We start from the raw sequence: 20,349 nt of genomic DNA on the forward strand, positions 1-20,349 counted from the left end.
TAACCTCTGCTATCCAGACTCTTAACAAGATCTTTTGGTGCGCTGATGAAATTTTTGAATATAAATAACTCGCGGTTCTATCTGCTGGTTTGTTTATTGTTAGGCATTATTTATGTCTCTAATGCGTGGTCTCCTTCTTCCTACAGTCTTGCCCTTGATGGAATAGGTGTTGATGCGCATCCTGATTTTGGGAAAGCGCGCAGTATTCGATCAGACGAATGGGTGGTACAAACCCCACTGACCCAGGCCTTAGTGAATAACGGGTTTGAAAGAATCAATACCTCTTCAATTTATAAAGAAGATCTCCGTATTAACTACGGACTGCCGATTTTCGACTGGGGAATGATATTTAAACCCACACAGTGGGGATATTTTGTTTTACCCCCCGCCTATGCTTATTCATTCTATTATTTCTCGTTGTTTGCATTTTTCTTGATTGGTTTTCAGAAGATTATAAAAATAACGGGTGTTGATGAACCCTCTGCATTCCTGATCAGTATCGCCTTTTACTTCACCGGCAGTGTGCAGTTCTGGTGGACGGTTAATGCAGCAACATTCGCTTTCTTCCCGTGGGTTTTGTATTCACTGTATAAAATAAAATCCTCACCTGTATACGGGATTGCACTTTTCTGGTTTTTAGTTTGCTGGCAGTTGGGCAATTTATACCCGCCTTTCACCTATGCACTCGCGTTGGTTGCCGTGGTGTGGATTTGGAATGTCATTGATTTACGCACGATAAGAACGCGGGATATCCTCGTCGCGGCGATAGCAGGGATCGCGGCCATGGCAGTGGTGTATCTCTATTTTTATGATTACATCCAGTTGATGAAAAATACCGTTTACCCTGGTGTAAGGAGTGAAAACGGCGGCAGCATCATCTCACTGGCGATGCTTGAATCATTACTCTTCCCGTCGATGTGGTTCGACAGGCACTATGATTTACTGGCCTGGAAAGAGATCAGCAATATTTGTCAAATCTCAACCTGGGCGACACTGCTGCCGATACTGGTGCTATTTTTCACCGATTATGGCAAAACCCGTTTGTCGTTTTCCCTGCGTCTGACGGATAAATGGTTAGTGCCGGGGCTGAGCATACTGATTATGTTGCTCTGGACCCAGCTGCCGATTCCGGCGAGCGTTGGTAAGTTTCTGGTATTGGACAAAGTGCCTGCCGTGCGTTTGATGCTGGGTTTAGGTCTGGCATTTAATATGCTCGCGGTGTTCGCCCTCGTCAGGAATGCCTTAAAACTCAGTCTGCAACGCATTGCACTTTTTACCGTGCTTTATGCCGGCGTGTTTGTTGTGATTAAAGGCGGCGTCGGCCCGGCGAGAGTGGAACTTATCACGCTGCTCATCGGTGCACTGGTGCTGGGCCTGGTCTTACGATTCCGCCAAAAGGAGACATTAGGCCTCTCTGCGGTTACTGCCATTTATGCTCTGGGCGTATTCTTTGCGTTCAACCCTTTGCAGGATGCAAAATTCATCTTCCATAAGCATTATGAGACCCCAGCGACAGCTGTTTATGACAATCAGGCGAAGGAGTATGGCGTGGTCATTGCTGCCGTAGCTGGCTCAATTATCAATGGCTTAGGCTATCCTGCCGGTAACCATGTCCTGACTACGCCGCAGCTTCCTTTCTGGTACAAAAAATTTCCTGAAATTGATAAAACGGAAATGAATACAGTGTTCAACCGTTATGCGCATATCCATCTTATTCCAGACAGTGATGTGATTGAGCTGAGCGCTACTGATGTGATATCTGTTCCACAACGTTGCTTTACTGCAGGTATTGATACGCCCTGTAAAAACGTCACCATTAAGAAATAATACTGATGAATAAAATATTATCTTTCTTTATTTGTGGTGTCGTTCAGTTTGGCCTTGATACCGCACTGTTTACAGGCCTGACATGGTTAGGGGTAAGCGTTGCACTGGCAAATATCATATCCCGAGGCTCGGCCGCATGCCTGGGATATTATATTAATGGTCGATTCACTTTTCAGCGTAAAATGGATAAGTACGTCTTTCTGAAATTTGTGGTGTACTGGGCCGGAATGACAGTGTTAAGTACAGCGTTAATCTATCTGTTTGAACATTATTTGATAACGGCTTCATCTGTAAAACTCATGGCAATGACAAAGGTTTTTGTTGAGATTCTTTTGTTTTTCGTTAGTTTTCTTATCGCAAAAATTTGGGTTTATAAAAAATGACAACCATAGTGAATGATTTTAAAATAGCGGTCGTAATCCCCTGTTATAAAGTTAAGGACCATATATTAAAAGTCATTGCAGATATTGGAGACGAAGTTTCCATGATCTATGCCGTCGATGATAAATGCCCTGATAATTCTGGTGAATTCATTCTTAACAATTGCTCTGATAAACGTGTTCGCGTGCTCTTCAATGAAGAAAACCAGGGGGTAGGTGGTGCAGTGCTTCATGGTTACAAGGTTGGTCTGGCAGAAGGTGCCGATGTCTTTGTGAAGGTTGACGGCGACGGGCAAATGGATCCGGCTCTAATCAAACTCTTTGTCAGACCTATCCTTCGCGGAGAAGCCGATTATACCAAGGGCAACCGTTTCCACGATATCGAAGGTCTGAAACCCATGCCTAAAGTCCGTCTTTTTGGCAATGCGGTTCTCTCCTTCATGACCAAATTCTCGTCGGGTTATTATAAGACCTTTGATCCGACTAACGGTTACACTGCGATATCTGCCATTGCATTAAAGAAATTACCTTTAGATAAAATCAGTAAACGCTATTTCTTCGAGTCCGATCTGCTGTTTCGTCTTAATGTTGTCAGCGCGAAAGTCCAGGATATTCCAATGGATGCCGTGTATGGTGATGAAGTTTCAAACCTGAATATTAAAAAAATCATGATGCCTTTTCTGAAAGGCAACATTAAAAACCTTGGCAAGCGAATTTTTTATAACTACTTTTTGCGCGGTTTTTCAATAGCCTCAATCGAATTACTGTTAGGAACGCTGTTGTTCATCTTTGGGGTCATTTACGGTGCTTCGGCCTGGTATCATTCAATAGCCACAAATCTCCCGGCAACGAGCGGAACTGTCATGCTTGCGGCACTGCCTATTATTTTAGGTGTTCAATTCCTGCTCTCCTTTATCCAGGCAGACATTGAGAATCAGCCTACCGTTGCGATCACACGTTTGCTGCGCGATGAAGATGATGAACACCACAACCTGTAGCGCATCTGCTGCTATACCTTTTCTTGTGTACTGAGTTAACATATCGATTACTTGCTCTTTTAAACCCGCCGGACTCGTTCCCGGCTGGGTAACCACACCTGACAGGAGTTTTGCATGTCTAAGCAACAAATCGGCGTTGTTGGTATGGCAGTGATGGGGCGCAATCTGGCGCTTAACATTGAAAGCCGTGGCTATACCGTTTCTGTATTTAACCGTTCCCGCGACAAAACCGAAGAAGTGATTGCCGAAAACCCAGGCAAGAAGCTCGTTCCTTTCTATACCGTGCAGGAATTTGTTGAATCCTTAGAGACGCCACGCCGCATCCTGTTGATGGTGAAAGCAGGCGCCGGCACCGATGCTGCCATCGATTCTCTGAAACCGTATCTTGATAAGGGTGACATCATCATTGATGGCGGCAACACCTTCTATCACGATACTATCCGTCGTAACCGTGAACTGTCTGCCGAAGGTTTTAACTTCATCGGCACCGGTGTATCCGGTGGTGAAGAGGGCGCGCTGAAAGGTCCATCCATCATGCCGGGTGGTCAGAAAGAAGCCTATGAGCTGGTGGCGCCGATTTTGACGAAGATCGCGGCGGTAGCTGAAGATGGCGAACCTTGTGTGACCTATATCGGTGCTGACGGTGCGGGCCATTATGTGAAGATGGTTCACAACGGCATCGAATACGGCGATATGCAGCTGATTGCAGAAGCCTACTCTCTGCTGAAAGGCGGCCTGAACCTGTCAAACGAAGAGCTGGCTGACACCTTCAGCGAGTGGAATAAAGGCGAGCTGAGCAGCTACCTGATCGACATCACCAAAGACATCTTCACCAAGAAAGACGAAGAGGGTAAATACCTGGTTGATGTCATTCTGGACGAAGCGGCAAACAAAGGTACCGGTAAATGGACCAGCCAGAGCTCCCTGGATCTCGGCGAGCCGCTGTCACTGATCACTGAATCCGTCTTTGCCCGTTACATCTCTTCTCTGAAAGAGCAACGTGTCGCGGCATCCAAAGTTCTGACCGGCCCGCAGGCAAAACCTGCAAGTGATAAAGCAGAATTCATTGAGAAAGTGCGCCGTGCGCTGTACCTCGGTAAAATTGTCTCCTACGCACAGGGCTTCTCTCAGCTGCGCGCTGCGTCTGACGAAAACAACTGGGATCTGAACTACGGCGAAATTGCGAAGATTTTCCGTGCAGGTTGCATCATCCGTGCACAGTTCCTGCAGAAAATCACCGACGCTTATGCGCAAACTCCGGCTATCGCTAACCTGTTGTTGGCGCCGTATTTCAAACAGATTGCTGATGAATATCAGCAGGCGCTGCGTGATGTTGTGGCTTACGCGGTGCAAAACGGTATTCCGGTTCCAACCTTTGGCGCCGCAGTCGCTTATTATGACAGTTATCGTGCAGCCGTCCTGCCTGCAAACCTGATTCAGGCGCAGCGTGACTACTTCGGCGCGCATACCTACAAGCGTACTGATAAAGATGGCGTATTCCACACGGAATGGCTGGATTAATCTGATATTGTTTGCTCTATCAAGCAAAGCCCGGTGCACCTAACCGGGCTTTTTTTTCATTAAAAGCCGCATGGTTCAACGCATTTCCCCCCATAACGCGTCACGCGCGAAAATAGCGGACTACCCAAACTCTGTTTAGGCAGCAAGACGCCGCCTTGACAGTGCCTCAACGGAAGAGGTAAAAACCCCAACAGTTATTGATTTTAAGTGATGGCAAACACTACCATCTTCGGCTCTATACACTGACATAAGTAGCTTATCGAATGAAAATAACCATCTCCGGAACAGGTTACGTTGGCTTATCGAACGGTATTTTGATTGCGCAGAACCACGAGGTCGTCGCGCTGGATATCGTGCAGGCTAAGGTGGACATGCTGAATCAGAAGATTTCCCCCATCGTTGATAAGGAAATCCAGGAGTATTTACAGAATAAGCCGCTCAATTTCCGTGCGACCACGGATAAGCACGATGCCTACCGCGATGCTGATTACGTCATCATCGCAACCCCGACGGATTACGATCCCAAGAATAACTACTTCAACACCTCCAGTGTGGAATCTGTTATCCGTGATGTTCACGAGATCAACCCAAACGCGGTGATGATCATCAAATCCACGATTCCGGTTGGCTTCACGCAGTCCATCAAAGAAGAGTTGGGCATTGAGAACATCATCTTCTCGCCTGAGTTTTTGCGCGAAGGCAAAGCGCTCTATGACAACTTGCATCCATCGCGTATCGTCATCGGTGAACGCTCCGCGCGTGCTGAGCGTTTTGCCGCCTTGTTGCAGGAAGGCGCCATCAAACAAAATATCGATGTGCTGTTTACGGGTTCCACCGAAGCCGAAGCAATCAAATTGTTTGCCAATACCTATCTTGCACTGCGTGTGGCTTACTTTAACGAGCTGGACAGCTATGCGGAGAGTCTGGGGCTGAACTCGCGTGAGATTATCGAAGGGGTATGCCTGGATCCACGTATTGGTAACCACTACAACAACCCGTCGTTTGGTTATGGTGGTTACTGCCTGCCGAAGGATACCAAACAGTTGCTGGCGAACTATGAGTCGGTGCCGAATAACATCATTGGTGCGATTGTGGATGCAAACCGCACGCGTAAAGATTTCATCGCCGACTCTATCCTGGCGCGTAAACCTAAAGTGGTGGGCGTCTATCGTCTGATCATGAAGAGCGGTTCAGATAACTTCCGCGCCTCCTCCATTCAGGGGATTATGAAGCGCATTAAAGCCAAAGGCGTGCAGGTTATCGTTTATGAACCGGTAATGAAGGAAGATGATTTCTTCAACTCCCGTGTGGTGCGTGACCTGGACGCATTTAAGCAGGAGGCCGATGTGATTATCTCTAACCGCATGGCACCTGAACTTTCTGACGTAGCAGAGAAAGTCTACACCCGGGATCTGTTCGGTAACGACTAATCCTCTGACAGCACAAACGAAAACGGCCCCGCGGGGCCGTTTTTTTATACGTGGTAAAAGGCGCGATACCAGTCAACAAAGTTTTTCACACCCTGTTTCACCGAGGTTTGCGGTTTAAAGCCAATCACGCTGTACAGTGCTTTCGTGTCCGCGCTGGTTTCCAGCACATCACCTGGCTGGATAGGCATCATGTTTTTCTGTGCTTCGATGCCGACGGCCTCTTCCAGTGCAGTGATGTAATCCATCAGCTCAACGGGAGAGCTATTACCGATGTTATAAACACGGTACGGCGCGGAGCTGGTAGCCGGTGTGCCTTCTTCTACGGTCCAGTTAGCATCCGCCTGAGGAATGACATCCTGCAAACGAATAATGGCTTCGGCGATATCATCGATATAGGTAAAATCGCGCTTCATTTTGCCGTAGTTGTAAACATCAATGCTCTTGCCTTCGAGCATGGCTTTGGTGAACTTAAACAGCGCCATATCCGGGCGTCCCCACGGACCGTAGACGGTGAAGAAACGCAGACCGGTCGTCGGCAAACCGTACAGGTGTGAGTAGGTGTGAGACATCAGCTCGTTAGCCTTTTTCGTGGCGGCGTAGAGCGACACCGGATGGTCAACGGAATCATCGGTGGAGAACGGCATTTTGCGGTTCAGGCCATAAACGGAACTGGACGAGGCGTACAGCAGATGACCCACGCGGTTGTGGCGACAGCCTTCAAGTACGTTTAAATGGCCAATCAGATTGGCATCGGCGTAGGCAAGGGGATTTTCCAGCGAGTAGCGGACACCGGCCTGCGCAGCGAGATGAATAACGCGATCGAATTTCTCGTTAGCGAACAGTTGCGCCATACCTTCACGATCGGCCAGATCGAGTTTTTTAAAGCTGAAATTCTCAGATGTCAGCAGTTCAAGACGCGCCTGTTTCAGGCTGACATCATAATAATCATTAAGGTTATCTATCCCTACGACCTGATGGCCCGCCTGCAAGAGACGCTCGCTGACATGAAAACCAATAAAGCCAGCCGCGCCGGTGACCAGAAATTTCATCTTCAACCTCAATATTAGAGAGTACTAAACATGCAGCGTATTACCGCAAACGCTGAACCAGTGGCGCGATCATACCTTCTGAGGCGAAGAAAGATAACTGTTTATTGGTGAAGGGAAGGGGGAGCGCGAGGCTCCCCGCAGGATTTATTTGTGGCGGTTACGCAGGTTTTCAATCACCGCAGTCAGGTCAAGATCCTGATCCTGCAACAGCACCAGCAGATGGTAGACCAAATCAGAGGCTTCATTGGTCAGTTCAAAACGGTCATTCACCGTCGCGGCGAGCGCGGTTTCTACGCCTTCTTCACCGACCTTTTGCGCAATACGCTTGGTACCACTGGCGTACAGCTTCGCGGTGTAGGAGCTTTCCGGATCGGCGGTTTTACGCTCAGCCAGTAACTGCTCAAGCTGATAAAGGAAAAGCCACTGATGGTTGGTGTCACCAAAGCAGCTTGAGGTGCCGGTGTGGCAGGTAGGCCCGATAGGGTTTGCCAATACCAATAAGGTGTCATTGTCGCAATCCGGGGCGATACGAACGACATTCAGAAAATGACCAGAGCTTTCGCCCTTGGTCCACAGACGACCTTTGGTACGCGAAAAGAAGGTCACCTTGCCGGTTTCCTGCGTTTTCGCCAGCGCGGCTTTATCCATATAGCCCAGCATCAACACTTCGCCAGACACTGCGTGCTGCACCACGGCAGGCAGCAGCCCGTCGGTCTTTTCCCAGTCCAGTTGGCTGAGTTGAAGCTCAGTTAACATACCCTTATCTCCACACCCTGACTTGCCAGGTAGATTTTTAATTCGCTGATATTAATAATTTGTTTATGGAACACGGAGGCGGCCAGTGCGCCATCCACGTCTGCATCCCGGAACGCTTCAAGGAAATGTTCCATGGTGCCCGCGCCGCCGGAGGCGATCAACGGTACATGGCAGACCTCGCGTACTTTCTTCAGCTGTTCAAGATCGTAGCCATTGCGTACGCCGTCCTGGTTCATCATATTCAGCACGATTTCGCCGGCGCCGCGCTTTTGCACTTCCTGCACCCAATCCAGCGTTTCCCACTGGGTCACCCGGGTACGGCTTTCGTCACCGGTATACTGATTGACATGATATTTGCCGGTAGCCTCGTCAAACCAGGTATCAATACCTACAACGATGCACTGTACGCCGAATCGATCCGCGAGGCGGGTGATCAGTTCCGGGTCGGCCAGTGCCGGCGAGTTAATGGAGATTTTATCCGCGCCAAAGGAGAGAATTTTGGCCGCATCCTCAGCGGTTTTAATACCCCCTGCGACACAGAAGGGAATATCGATCACTTCTGCTACGCGTGACACCCAGCTTTTATCGACCACTCGGCCATCGCTGGAGGCGGTGATATCGTAAAACACCAGTTCGTCTGCACCCTCTTCGGCATAACGCTTTGCCAGTGGGACGATGTCACCAATAATTTCATGATTACGGAACTGCACGCCTTTTACGACCTGACCATCACGTACATCAAGACAAGGAATTATCCGTTTTGCCAGCATTGGATGGCCTCCGTTACAGTGAATTTACCTTCCAGCAGCGCGCGACCGACGATCACACCCTGTACGCCTGTTTCGCGCAGCGCAGCTACGTCATTAATATCGCCAATCCCGCCCGAGGACTGAAAAGCCACTTGCGGATAGCGCGCGCACACTTCTTCATACAGCGACACGTTGGAACCGGCCAGCGTACCGTCGCGGGAAATGTCCGTGCAGAGTACATGCTTCAGGCCCACCGGCAGATAGGTTTCAACCAGCGCTTCCAGCGAAACGCCGGAATCTTCCTGCCAGCCGCTGACCGCAACCTGTTTCTTGCCCTTAGCATCAATGCGTACGTCGAGCGCCAGTACCAGCGCCTCGGCACCAAAACGTTCAAACCAGCCTTTGACGACGTCGGGCGATTTTACCGCCGTTGAGCCAACCACCACCCGTGCCACACCGGCCTCGAGCAGAGCCGCCACGTCCTCTTCGGTGCGCACACCGCCACCCACCTGCACCGGCACGTTCACGCCCGCAACCAGAGTTTTTAACAAAGGGATCTGGCGACGCGCCGGATCTTTTGCGCCCGTTAAATCCACCAGATGCAGTACCTGGGCGCCCTGCGCTGCGTAATCCTGCAAACGCGGTAGCGGATCGGTGCCGTAATCGCGTTGCTGCCCGTAATCGCCCTGGTGCAAACGGACTACCGTACCGTCAATCAAATCTAAAGCAGGAATAATCATCACATCTCCAGGAAGTTTTTCAGCAGCAGTGCGCCAGCACGGCCTGAGCGTTCCGGGTGGAATTGCACGCCGTAGAAGTTGTCTTTTTGCACGGCGGCGGTAAAGGGGGCGCCGTAATGGCACTGTGCGATGGTGTGCGGATTAACCGGCATGGCATAGCTGTGCACGAAGTAGAAATACTCACCGTCTTCAATACCCTGAAACAGACGATTACCGGCTTTCGGGTAGACGCGGTTCCAGCCCATGTGCGGCAGCGGCAGGCCGACGTCAACCATCTTCGGCACGTCTTCCTCAATGATATTCAGCAGATCGACGCCGTGATTCTCTTCGCTAAAACGCCCCAGCAGTTGCATACCCAGGCAGATGCCCAGCACCGGCTGGGTACAGGCTTTTACCAGCTCGATGAGTTCGCGCTCGCGCAGTTGATCCATAGCCGCCTGCGCCGTGCCCACGCCCGGCAGGAACAGTTTGTCGGCACGCAGCACCACATCGGGATCGCGACTGACCAGTGGCTCATAGCCGTGACGAGACACGGCGGATTTTACCGAGTTCAGGTTAGCGCAACCGGTATCCAGGATGACCACGTTCATCACAGCACTCCTTTTGACGAGGGAAGGGTGTCGCCTTCCACACGGATCGCCTGGCGCAGCGTGCGGCCGAAGGCTTTAAACAGGCTCTCCACGCGGTGGTGATCGTTTTTGCCTTTGGTTTTCAGGTGCAGCGTCGCGCCCATGGTATAGGAGAGGGAACTGAAGAAGTGCTCAACCATCTCGGTGCTCAAATCGCCCACCCGCTGATAGGAGAATTCGGCTTTATACTCCAGATGCGGGCGACCGGAGATATCCAACGCGCAGCGTGCAAGGCACTCATCCATCGGCAGAACAAAACCGAAACGGTTGATGCCGCGCTTGTCACCCAACGCTTTTTTCAGCGCTTCACCCAGCGCCAGACCGGTATCTTCAACGGTGTGATGATCGTCGATGTAAAGATCGCCGTTCACCGTGATGGCCATACGGAAACCGCCGTGAGTAGCAATCTGATCCAGCATATGATCAAAGAAACCGACACCGGTTTTGATTTTGCTACCGCCTTCTCTGTCAAGCCATACCTGCACGTCAATCTGCGTCTCTTTGGTGTTGCGCAGGACCTGAGCATAGCGATCGCGTTTGGTGAGTTGCTCGGTAATCGTCGCCCAGTTGAGGGTTTCGCGGTGATAACGCAGACCGGTGATACCCATGTTCTCGGCGAGCTCAATATCAGTCTGCCGGTCACCAATCACATAGCTGTTCTCTTTGTCCAGCATCTGCTCAACCAGCCAGCGTTCGACCAGTTGCACTTTAGGTTTGCGGCAATCGCAGTTGTCGGCGGGGAGGTGCGGGCAAATCAGTACCTCTTCAAAAACCACGCCCTGAGAGGTGAAAATCTGCATCATCAGGTTGTGGGGGCCGTCAAACTCTGCCTGCGGGAAACTGCTGGTGCCCAGGCCGTCCTGATTAGTTATCATCACCAGCTTGAAACCGGCTTTTTGCAAGTTGAGCAGTGCGGTAATGGCGTCGGGTTCAAACGCCAGTTTGTCGAAACGATCGACCTGGTAATCGCTCGGTGGCTCAGAAATCAGGGTTCCATCACGGTCAATAAAAAGGTACTTCTGGCTCATACGGACTCCGCACGTAAAGCGTCAATGACGCGCTGGCTCTCTTCGCGGGTGCCAATGGTAATACGCAGGCAGCCACTCAAGGTGGGTTGTTTGTTTTGGTCACGCAGGATAATGCCCTGATCCCAGAGAGATTTAAAGACTGCGCTGGAAGCAACAAAGCGGACCAGAATATAGTTGGTGTCGGAGTTGAATACCGCCTCTACACAAGTGATGTCACGCAGAGCGCTGACCAGAAATTCACGTTCTTCAACGATTTGTGCGACGCGCTGGCGCATGGCCTCCAGCCCTTCAGGGCTCAACGCCTGGGCGGCAATGTCGGCGACCGGTGTGGAGAGCGGGTAAGGGGCAATCACTTTCATCAGCATGGCAATCACATCGGCATTGGCCAGGGTGAAGCCACAGCGCAGGCCAGCCAGGGCAAATGCTTTGGACAGCGTGCGCAGAATGACGAGGTGCGGGTACTCACTAAGCCAACCGGTCAGCGTGGCTTGCGGGCAGAACTCGATATAGGCTTCATCGGCTACCACCAGCGCTTTGCCGCGGGTCATCTCCAGCACATCACGAATATCCTGCGGATTAATAATCTGCCCGGTCGGGTTATTGGGGCTGCAAATGTAGACCAGTTTCACGTTATCAAGCTGGCTGGAGATACTCTCCAGATCGAGCTGCCAGTCATCGCGTGTCAGCGCCGTGCGGTACTCGACGCCAAAGGTTTCAGCGCTGACGCTGTACATGCCATAGGTTGGGGGGCAGAACAGAATCGCATCTTTACCCGGTTCGCAAAATGCACGAATCAACAGTTCGATACCTTCATCTGCACCACGACAGACCAGCACTTGCTCCGGCGTCAGCCCGGCATACTGCGCATAATTCTCGATCACCGCCTTAGGCTGACCCTCCGGGTAGCGGTTCAGCGTCTGCTGGGAGAGGTCGAAATTCACCGCCGTCGGGAATTCATTAGCGTTCAGCCAGACATCCCCTTTACCGCCCAGGCGGCGAGCTGACATGTAGGGGGTCAGGGCACGAACGTTGGCGCGAGCCAGTTCCTCAATACTCATGCTTGCTCCTTAAGGGCGTTTACACGCAGGGTGACGGCGTTTTTGTGGGCGGTCAGCAGTTCAGCCGCTGCCAGCGTTTCAATGGTAGAGGCGAGGGAAGCAAATCCTTCGCGAGACAGTTCCTGTACGGTCATGCGTTTCTGGAAATCGGCCAGCCCAAGGCTGGAGCAGGTCGCGGTATAACCGTAGGTCGGCAGCACATGGTTGGTGCCGGAGGCGTAATCGCCAGCAGATTCCGGTGACCAGTCGCCCAAAAAGACCGAACCGGCGCTGGTGATATCATCTATCAGGTCGCGTGCACTGCGGGTCTGAATGATCAGGTGCTCCGGGCCGTACTGGTTGGAAATCTCCACGCACTGCGCCAGATCTTTTGCCACAATCAGGCGGCTGGCGGAGAGGGCTTTACGCGCGGTTTCAGCGCGAGGCAGGTCAGCCAGTTGGCGTTCGACGGCCTCGGCGACGGCGCTTGCCATGTCCGCATCCGGAGTCAACAGAATGACCTGAGAGTCCGGGCCGTGTTCGGCCTGAGAAAGCAGGTCGGAGGCGACGAAATCCGGGGTGGCGCCGCTGTCGGCAATCACCAACACTTCAGAGGGGCCGGCAGGCATATCAATGGCGGCACCGTCCAGGCGCTGACTCACCTGGCGTTTGGCTTCGGTCACAAAGGCATTGCCTGGGCCAAAGATTTTGTCGACTTTCGGCACGGATTCGGTGCCAAAGGCCAGAGCCGCAATCGCTTGCGCGCCCCCGACTTTAAACACCTCCTGTACCCCGCAAAGTTGGGCGGCATACAAAATCTCATCGGCAATCGGTGGCGGAGAGCAAAGCACGACTTTTTTACAGCCCGCGATGCGCGCCGGCGTTGCCAGCATCAGCACAGTGGAAAACAGCGGCGCCGATCCGCCCGGGATATAAAGACCCACGGAAGCGATAGGGCGGGTGACCTGCTGGCAGCGAACGCCTGGCAGCGTTTCGACATCAACCGTCTGCAATTTTTGCGCGACGTGAAAGGTATCGATATTCTTCACGGCCACAGCCATGGCCTGTTTGATGTCATCGCCGAGGCGTGCACTGGCATCGGCAATTTCTTGCTCTGTCACTTTCAGGGCAGTGACCTCGGTGTTATCGAATTTCGCGCTGTATTCGCGCAGGGCATCGTCACCGTTGGCACGGACGTTATTCAGGATCTCAACCACCGTGCGGGTAATGCTTTCGGAGGCTGAAATCGCCGGGCGCATCAGCAGTTCTCGTTGCTGCTCTGCGCTGCAGCTGTTCCAGTCGATGAGGGTATTGAAGCTCATAATCGTTTTCCTTTATTGCACGTGCCTGTTGGCCCACTCACGTTAACAACCGTCTGCCCGGTGTTACCTCTACCGGGCAGCAAGGCACGTCTTATTCCATCATCTTCTCAATCGGCAGGACCAGAATAGAGCTGGCGCCCAGTGCTTTGAGTTTTTCCATGGTTTCCCAGAACAGGGTTTCGCTGCTCACCATATGCATGGCAACGCGCTGCTGGTCACCGGCGAGAGGAAGAATGGTAGGGCGCTCAGCACCCGGCAGCAGGGCAATCACTTCATCCAGGCGCTCGGTTGGCGCGTGCATCATGATATATTTCGATTCACGGGCCTGAATGACACCCTGAATACGGGTCAGCAGTTTGTTGACCAACTGCTGCTTGGTCTCTTCCATCTCACCATCGCGCTGGATCAGGCAGGCTTTAGAGCGATAGATCACTTCGACTTCGCGCAGGCCGTTAGCTTCGAGGGTAGCGCCAGTCGAGACAAGGTCGCAGATGGCGTCAGCCAGGCCGGCACGCGGGGCGACTTCAACAGAGCCGTTCAGCAGACATGACTTAAAGGAGACACCCTTCTGGTCAAGGTAGCGTTTTAACAGGTGCGGATAAGAGGTGGCAATGCGTTTACCGTCGAGTGCGCCGGGGCCGTTCCACTCTTCATCGACACTGGTAGCAAGCGAGAGACGGCAGCCGCCGAAATCGAGACGGCGCAGGGTGAAATAACGCGGGTCTTCGCCTTGCGCACGGCGGGTCAACAACTCTTCTTCCAGCACGTTTTCACCGATAATGCCCAGATCAACCACGCCGTCCATCACCAGACCCGGGATGTCGTCGTCACGCACGCGCAGAATATCAATCGGCATATTTTCGGCCATGGCAATCAGACGCTGGGTGTGCAGGTTGATTTTGATGCCACAACGGGCGAGTAATTCGCGTGAATCTTCGCTCAGGCGACCCGATTTCTGAATAGCTATGCGTAAACGGCTGTTGTCTAACATTCTGTTGTCCTCGTTATCCTGCTGAATTTGGTTCAAAAAAAAAGCCCCCGGAAGATGATCTTCCGGGGGCTTTTTTCTGCGTTCATGCACCACTGGAAGATTTAAACGTCTTCCAGCACACATCGCCTGAAAGACTAGTCAGGATGATGGTGATGATGGTGAAGTTTAATTTGAACGCTTGTCATAAAAATCTCGTTGAATGCTTATTCACATTGATGTCGTTTAACCTAAACCACTTTTGCCTGCGAAGGCAAGGGCTTTTTTTCATCATTAAATCATTTCATATTCAGGCCGGGAATTGTCACTTTCACTGCGCTGGCGTAGCCTTAAACAGGATTCAGCGAAAAGTCGGGAGAGACGAATGAAAAAGGTCGCAATTGTCGGATTAGGATGGCTTGGCATGCCACTTGCGCTGTCACTCAACGCGCGAGGCTGGCAGGTTGTCGGTAGCAAAACCACCCAGGATGGGGTGGAAGCGGCCCGCATGAGCGGCATTGAAAGCTACATGTTAAAGCTGGAGCCGCAGCTGATATGTGAGGCGGACGATCTGGATGCGTTAATGCAGGCCGATGCGCTGGTGGTGACGCTGCCGGCACGACGCAGTGGCCCGGGTGATGAGTTTTATTTGCAGGCGATACAGGAAATTGTCGATAGCGCGCTGGCGTATCGCATTCCGCGCATCATTTTTACCAGCTCCACGTCGGTTTATGGTGACGCGAGCGGCACGGTGAAAGAGACATCCGCGCGTGAGCCGGTCACGGCAAGTGGTCGTGTACTCAAGGAGCTTGAAGACTGGCTGCATAACCTGCCCGGTACCTCCGTCGACATTTTGCGCCTTGCCGGGCTGGTGGGGCCAGGGCGGCACCCTGGACGCTTCTTTGCCGGTAAAACAGCGCCAGACGGGCAGCAGGGGGTCAATCTTGTGCACCTGGATGATGTCATCTCCGCGATCACGCTACTCCTGCAGTTGCCGAAAGGAGGGCACATCTACAATATTTGTGCGCCACAGCATCCCGCACGCGAGGTGTTCTATCCGCAGATGGCGCGGCAGCTTGGGCTGGCTGAGCCGCAGTTTCTTGCGTCGGCAGAAGCGAGTAAAGGAAAGATTGTTGATGGCAATCGAATCTGTCACGACCTGGGATTTGAGTATGTCTATTCCGACCCGATGACGATGCCTATGGAGTAGCGCTTCGCCGAGCGTAAATGGGGTGATGACCCCGCCTACGGTTGGGGTAATTAAATTTGAACAAAAAATGCTATTTTTTTGTTCACCGCAGGCACTAAAAGGGCTGCAGGTGTTAAAAATCAAGCGATTGAAAGAAAATAGTGTGTGAGCGGCCTCTCACAGGCTTGTCATCGCGCCTCAGTTTGGTGCAAAATATGCCCCGCAAAAAAGGAATAGCCGACGTAAACACGTCGGTTATTTTTTTGCATTCTTGAAACATCATTCATACCAAGAGGCCGGGCTTCGTACCGGATAGATATTTACTTAAAAACCGACAGTTGTTGTCGCTGAGGAAACAGAAAAAAATGGGGCAATTTTTTGTATTTGCAATGGTGTCCACCGTTCAGGAGGATTCCCATGTCGCATAACGTTACTCCAAAAACCTCTCGCGTGGAATTGCGTAAGTCACTTACGTTGATTCCGGTTGTCATGATGGGTCTTGCCTATATGCAGCCGATGACGCTGTTCGATACGTTCGGCATTGTCTCTGGTTTGACTGATGGTCACGTAGCAACGGCATATGCCTTTGCGCTGGTTGCCATCCTCTTTACTGCGTTGAGCTACGGTAAGCTGGTCCGCCGCTTCCCATCCGCTGGCTCGGCGTATACCTATGCCCAAAAATCCATCAGCCCTGCCGTTGGCTTTATGGTGGGCTGGTCATCGCTGCTGGACTATCTGTTCATGCCGATGATCAACATTCTGTTGGCAAAAATCTACTTTGAAGCGCTGGTGCCAAGCGTACCTTCGTGGATCTTCGTGGTTGCGCTGGTGGCCTTTATGACCATCTCCAACCTGCGCAGCATTAAGTCCGTTGCCAACTTCAACACCCTGATTGTTATTCTGCAGATGGGTATCGTTGCGGTTATCGTCGGTCTGATTGTCTACGGTGTGGCGCACGGCGAAGGCGCGGGCACGCTGACCAGCTCACGTCCGTTCTGGTCTGAAGGTGCGCATGTGGTGCCGATGATTACCGGTGCGACCATCCTGTGCTTCTCGTTCCTCGGCTTTGATGGCATCTCTTCTCTTTCTGAAGAGACGAAAGACGCCGAGCGCGTGATTCCGAAAGCGATTTTCCTGACTGCGCTGATTGGTGGTCTAGTGTTCATCGTGGCCTCTTATTTCCTGCAACTGTACTTCCCGGATATCTCTCGCTTTAAAGATCCGGATGCATCACAGCCGGAAATCATGCTTTACGTGGCGGGTAAAACCTTCCAGTTCGGCGTGCTGGTCTTCTCTACCATCACCGTACTGGCATCCGGTATGGCTGCCCATGCAGGCGTTTCCCGTCTGATGTATGTGATGGGCCGTGATGGTGTGTTCCCGACCCGTTTCTTCGGTTATGTACACCCGAAATGGCGTACCCCGGCATGGAACGTTCTGCTGGTGGGCGCGATTGCGCTGCTGGCGATTAACTTTGATTTGGTGACTGCGACTGCGCTGATTAACTTTGGTGCGCTGGTGGCCTTTACCTTTGTTAACCTGTCGGTGATTTCTCAGTTCTGGATCCGTGAGAAGCGTAACAAGACGCTGAAAGATCACTTCCAGTATCTGGTGCTGCCGATGTGTGGCGCCCTGACGGTTGGCGCACTGTGGGTGAACCTGGAGCAGAGCTCAATGATTCTGGGGCTTATCTGGGGTGCTATTGGCCTGGTCTATCTGGCTTGCGTCACCAAAAGCTTCCGTAACCCGGTTCCGCAGTACGAAGACATTCCGCAGTAATCGCGGCGTAAAATGAAGAACCGGAGGCCATGGCCTCCGGTTTTTTTTATCCTTATACACTCTCCTGGGCGTACTGCCACAGTGCATTCAGCAGTGCCACTTTCTCTTTATCTTCCGCATGTTGTGCAAACAGCATCTGTAATTCGTCAGCATAGGCCTGTAAGAATGCCGGCGTAAACACCTCGCGACGGTGTTCCATCCAGCGCTGCTGTTCAATTTCATCCAGCGTGCCGGGGAAATTACGCGCCCGGTAGTTGAAGAGTAATCTCTCGATGCGCTTATCGGCAAAGGTGATGTCGAGTGCGGGCAGGTTGCGCGGTTCCGTCTCCAGTACGATGCGCATAGCTGCACGATCCGCGTCGCTGAAGAAGCCATTATAGAGCTGTGCGTCAACGTTATCTGAAGGCACAAAGGGTTCTGCTTCCGCAAAGATGGCGACCACTTTTTCCCGCACCTGCGGGTTTTCGCGCAGGATTTTCAGATTATCAAGGCAGCGTTTGCGGTCGACCCCCAGCCGTTCAGCGTCTTCAGGACGTAGCGTTTTTGCCTGCGCCAGCACCGGGCATTTATTGATGTGCACCAGTTTCACCGGAACAGGGGATTTCCCCTCAAGCGCGGCTTTTGCCGTATAGAGCCGTTCCCGAAGCGCATCGGCATTCAGTTCCAGCAGAGGCGTCATGTCTCCCGCCAAATCAACCATGATCACCGCATTACGGTTTTCCGGATGCCAGGCAAGCGGAGCGACCCAACTGGTATTGCTGCGATCGGCGCCGAACATGGCTGAAACATGCACTAACGGAGCCATTTGCGGCACGTCAATCAGCGTTGCCAGCTTCTGTTTGCTCCGGTGGCTGAGCAGGTAATCAAACAGTCGCGGCTGATGCGTTTTCACCAGCTTCGCCATCGCGATGGTGGCGTAGACGTCAGCCATCGCATCATGGGCATTGCTGTGCTCAATACCGTTAGCTTTGGTGAGATGTTCGAGCCTGAAGCTGGGCAGGCCATCGTCATTCTCCGGCCAGTTGATGCCTTCCGGGCGGAGCGCATAACAGGCGCGCATGACATCGAGCAAATCCCAACGTGAATTATTGTTCTGCCAGCTCCAGGCGTAGGGGTCGTAAAAGTTTCGATAAAAGATATTGCGCGTCACTTCATCATCAAAGCGGACGTTGTTGTAACCCAGTACGCAGGTGTCAGGGACGGTAAAAAGAGCATGAATACGCTTCGCAAACTCGGCTTCGTTAACCCCTTTGGCTTTGGCCTGCTGTGGGGTGATCCCCGTTATCAATACTGCGCCTGGTTGCGGCAGATAATCATCGGCAGGTTTACAGAAGAAGACTTCCGGCTCGCCAATGATATTGAAGTCGACGTCGGTACGAATGGCGGCAAACTGCGCGGGTCGGTCCAGCGCCGGATGGGTGCCAAAAGTTTCGTAGTCGTGGAAGAGAAATGTCGGCGCTGCGGTGGAATCTGACACTGAGCTTATCCTGTTCGTTATTAACCCCAACATGGTAAACCATCAGGCTCTTTCTGCCGAAGAAAAAGCCCATCAGAGACGGCATTTGTGCTGAAAAGCAGGGATGGGAATTTGACTCCGGTCACATTTTTTTTCAATTTGTTCAGGTAACGACACGCGAAGTTGCGTAAAAAGAACGACGAATTTGATGTTAACGAGGATATTTCATTGAAACGCCGTTTGTTTTTTGCCTTTTCACTTCTGTCAGCTACCGTTCATCTGGCGTTTGCCGAAGACATGCCACGGGCTCCGCAACCTCCTGCGATACAGGCGGGAGCCTGGGTATTGATGGACTTCACCACCGGACAGATCTTAACCGCAGGCAATGAACATCAGCAGCGTAACCCGGCCAGTCTCACGAAATTAATGACCGGCTATGTGGTCGATCGTGCAATCGATAGCCACCGTATCAGCGCCGACGACGTTGTCACTGTCGGAAAGGACGCCTGGGCGAGAGGAAATCCCGTCTTTGAGGGGTCATCATTGATGTTTATCAAACCCGGCGACAGGGTAACGGTACGCGATCTGAGTCGCGGACTGATTGTTGATTCCGGCAATGACGCCTGTGTTGCGCTGGCTGACCATGTGGCCGGTGGACAACCGCAGTTTGTGGCCATGATGAACGACTATGTCAAAAAGCTGAACCTTCAGGATACGCATTTTGAAACCGTACATGGTCTGGATGCACCCGGTCAGCATAGTTCCGCCTACGATCTGGCGGTATTGTCGCGTGCCATTATTCATGGCGAACCGGCGTTTTATCATATGTACAGCGAGAAAAGTCTCACCTGGAACGGCATCACGCAGCAAAACCGTAACGGCTTGTTGTGGGATAAATCTCTGAACGTTGATGGCCTGAAAACCGGCCATACCTCGGGGGCGGGATTCAACCTCATCGCCTCCAGCGTCGACGGGCAGCGTCGACTGATTGCCGTGATCATGGGAGCGGAAAGCCCCAAGGGACGTGAAGATCAGGCCAGAAAGTTATTGCATTGGGGTCAGGATAATTTCGATACGGTACAAATTCTGCACAAGGGTAAAAAGGTAGGCAGCGAGCGTATCTGGTACGGCGACAAAGAGCACATGGATGTCGGCACCGACGAAGATTTCTGGCTAACGTTGCCTAAAGCGGAGCTGCCTAACATAAAAGCGCGCTATGTGATGGATAATAAAAACCTGGAAGCGCCTCTTGCGGCACATCAGCGGGTCGGAGAAATCCAGTTGTATGACCGGGATAAAGTCATCGCACACTGGCCGCTGGTCACTCTGGAGAATGTCGGTAAAGGCGGCATGTTCTCTCGCCTGAGCGACTACTTTCATCATAAAGCGTGACATAAAGTTGGGCAGGCTGGCGGGCACGCGAGGCTGCTCACAAATTTGACTCGTCGCTAATGTTGCGCACCCGGTACTTAACTATGCTGTATAAAAATAC

Annotated in this window: 19 protein-coding genes and 1 other annotated feature; of the genes, 8 read left to right on the forward strand and 11 right to left on the reverse strand. The window is 52.1% G+C overall.

The window, feature by feature from the left end:
* Positions 1 to 45: 45 nt before the first annotated feature.
* The 5 genes from ACUY4Q_RS08785 to ugd all read left to right on the forward strand — a co-directional run bounded on the left by ACUY4Q_RS08785 (position 46) and on the right by ugd (position 6,156).
* Positions 46 to 1,827, forward strand: a complete 1,782-nt coding sequence (locus ACUY4Q_RS08785; protein WP_458046654.1) for a DUF7657 domain-containing protein — start codon at positions 46 to 48, stop codon at positions 1,825 to 1,827.
* Between the two features lie 5 nt (positions 1,828 to 1,832).
* Positions 1,833 to 2,210, forward strand: a complete 378-nt coding sequence (locus ACUY4Q_RS08790) for a GtrA family protein (protein WP_458046655.1) — start codon at positions 1,833 to 1,835, stop codon at positions 2,208 to 2,210.
* An 8-nt stretch (positions 2,211 to 2,218) separates the two neighbouring features.
* Positions 2,219 to 3,205, forward strand: a complete 987-nt coding sequence (locus ACUY4Q_RS08795; RefSeq protein WP_458046656.1) for a glycosyltransferase family 2 protein — start codon at positions 2,219 to 2,221, stop codon at positions 3,203 to 3,205.
* A gap of 114 nt (positions 3,206 to 3,319) precedes the next feature.
* On the forward strand, positions 3,320 to 4,726 hold the full coding sequence (gnd, locus tag ACUY4Q_RS08800) for an NADP-dependent phosphogluconate dehydrogenase (protein WP_458046657.1): 1,407 nt from the start codon (positions 3,320 to 3,322) through the stop codon (positions 4,724 to 4,726).
* Positions 4,727 to 4,989: 263 nt separating this feature from the next.
* Positions 4,990 to 6,156, forward strand: coding sequence for a UDP-glucose 6-dehydrogenase (gene ugd, locus ACUY4Q_RS08805; RefSeq protein ID WP_458046658.1), 1,167 nt, complete (start codon positions 4,990 to 4,992; stop codon positions 6,154 to 6,156).
* Between the two features lie 44 nt (positions 6,157 to 6,200).
* Here the strand turns inward: ugd and ACUY4Q_RS08810 are convergent, their stop codons facing one another.
* The 10 genes from ACUY4Q_RS08810 to hisL all read right to left on the reverse strand — a co-directional run bounded on the left by ACUY4Q_RS08810 (position 6,201) and on the right by hisL (position 14,642).
* Positions 6,201 to 7,205 carry an NAD-dependent epimerase gene (locus ACUY4Q_RS08810; protein ID WP_458046659.1) on the reverse strand — a complete coding sequence of 335 codons (1,005 nt, stop codon included), beginning with the start codon at positions 7,203 to 7,205 and terminating at the stop codon, positions 6,201 to 6,203.
* Between the two features lie 144 nt (positions 7,206 to 7,349).
* A complete protein-coding gene (gene hisIE, locus ACUY4Q_RS08815) occupies positions 7,350 to 7,961 on the reverse strand; it encodes a bifunctional phosphoribosyl-AMP cyclohydrolase/phosphoribosyl-ATP diphosphatase HisIE (RefSeq protein ID WP_458046660.1) in 612 nt (203 codons plus the stop codon).
* Positions 7,955 to 8,731, reverse strand: coding sequence for an imidazole glycerol phosphate synthase subunit HisF (hisF, locus tag ACUY4Q_RS08820; protein ID WP_458046661.1), 777 nt, complete (start codon positions 8,729 to 8,731; stop codon positions 7,955 to 7,957). The genes hisIE and hisF overlap by 7 nt, the downstream gene beginning before the upstream one ends.
* Positions 8,713 to 9,450: a 1-(5-phosphoribosyl)-5-[(5-phosphoribosylamino)methylideneamino]imidazole-4-carboxamide isomerase gene (gene hisA / locus ACUY4Q_RS08825; RefSeq protein WP_458046662.1), complete on the reverse strand. Its 738-nt coding sequence runs from the start codon at positions 9,448 to 9,450 to the stop codon at positions 8,713 to 8,715. The genes hisF and hisA overlap by 19 nt, the downstream gene beginning before the upstream one ends.
* A complete protein-coding gene (gene hisH, locus ACUY4Q_RS08830) occupies positions 9,450 to 10,040 on the reverse strand; it encodes an imidazole glycerol phosphate synthase subunit HisH (RefSeq protein WP_458046663.1) in 591 nt (196 codons plus the stop codon). Before hisH ends, hisA begins: the two co-directional genes overlap by 1 nt.
* A complete protein-coding gene (gene hisB / locus ACUY4Q_RS08835) occupies positions 10,040 to 11,107 on the reverse strand; it encodes a bifunctional histidinol-phosphatase/imidazoleglycerol-phosphate dehydratase HisB (RefSeq protein WP_458046664.1) in 1,068 nt (355 codons plus the stop codon). Before hisB ends, hisH begins: the two co-directional genes overlap by 1 nt.
* On the reverse strand, positions 11,104 to 12,165 hold the full coding sequence (hisC, locus tag ACUY4Q_RS08840) for a histidinol-phosphate transaminase (RefSeq protein WP_458046665.1): 1,062 nt from the start codon (positions 12,163 to 12,165) through the stop codon (positions 11,104 to 11,106). Before hisC ends, hisB begins: the two co-directional genes overlap by 4 nt.
* Positions 12,162 to 13,466 (reverse strand): histidinol dehydrogenase, encoded by a 1,305-nt coding sequence (hisD, locus tag ACUY4Q_RS08845; RefSeq protein ID WP_458046666.1) that lies wholly within the window; start codon positions 13,464 to 13,466, stop codon positions 12,162 to 12,164. Before hisD ends, hisC begins: the two co-directional genes overlap by 4 nt.
* Before the next feature lie 91 nt (positions 13,467 to 13,557).
* The gene (gene hisG, locus ACUY4Q_RS08850; RefSeq protein ID WP_458046667.1) at positions 13,558 to 14,457 is read right to left on the reverse strand and encodes an ATP phosphoribosyltransferase; all 900 of its coding nucleotides are present in this window, start codon (positions 14,455 to 14,457) and stop codon (positions 13,558 to 13,560) included.
* Positions 14,458 to 14,492: 35 nt separating this feature from the next.
* Positions 14,493 to 14,616, reverse strand: a sequence feature (His leader region).
* Positions 14,592 to 14,642, reverse strand: coding sequence for a his operon leader peptide (gene hisL / locus ACUY4Q_RS08855; protein WP_437431529.1), 51 nt, complete (start codon positions 14,640 to 14,642; stop codon positions 14,592 to 14,594). It overlaps the preceding feature by 25 nt.
* A gap of 176 nt (positions 14,643 to 14,818) precedes the next feature.
* On the opposite strand from hisL, the gene ACUY4Q_RS08860 reads away from it, so the two are divergent.
* Both ACUY4Q_RS08860 and ACUY4Q_RS08865 read left to right on the forward strand, forming a co-directional pair.
* Positions 14,819 to 15,643, forward strand: coding sequence for an SDR family oxidoreductase (locus ACUY4Q_RS08860; RefSeq protein WP_458046668.1), 825 nt, complete (start codon positions 14,819 to 14,821; stop codon positions 15,641 to 15,643).
* Between the two features lie 396 nt (positions 15,644 to 16,039).
* Complete coding sequence (locus ACUY4Q_RS08865) at positions 16,040 to 17,401, forward strand: APC family permease (RefSeq protein WP_458046669.1); 1,362 nt, start codon at positions 16,040 to 16,042, stop codon at positions 17,399 to 17,401.
* Between the two features lie 52 nt (positions 17,402 to 17,453).
* Here the strand turns inward: ACUY4Q_RS08865 and sbcB are convergent, their stop codons facing one another.
* Positions 17,454 to 18,878, reverse strand: coding sequence for an exodeoxyribonuclease I (gene sbcB / locus ACUY4Q_RS08870; protein ID WP_458046670.1), 1,425 nt, complete (start codon positions 18,876 to 18,878; stop codon positions 17,454 to 17,456).
* 201 nt (positions 18,879 to 19,079) lie between these two features.
* Between sbcB and dacD the strand changes: the two genes are divergently transcribed.
* Positions 19,080 to 20,249: a serine-type D-Ala-D-Ala carboxypeptidase DacD gene (gene dacD / locus ACUY4Q_RS08875; protein WP_458047297.1), complete on the forward strand. Its 1,170-nt coding sequence runs from the start codon at positions 19,080 to 19,082 to the stop codon at positions 20,247 to 20,249.
* Positions 20,250 to 20,349: the final 100 nt, after the last annotated feature.

The organism is Phytobacter cepae, assembly GCF_054165735.1.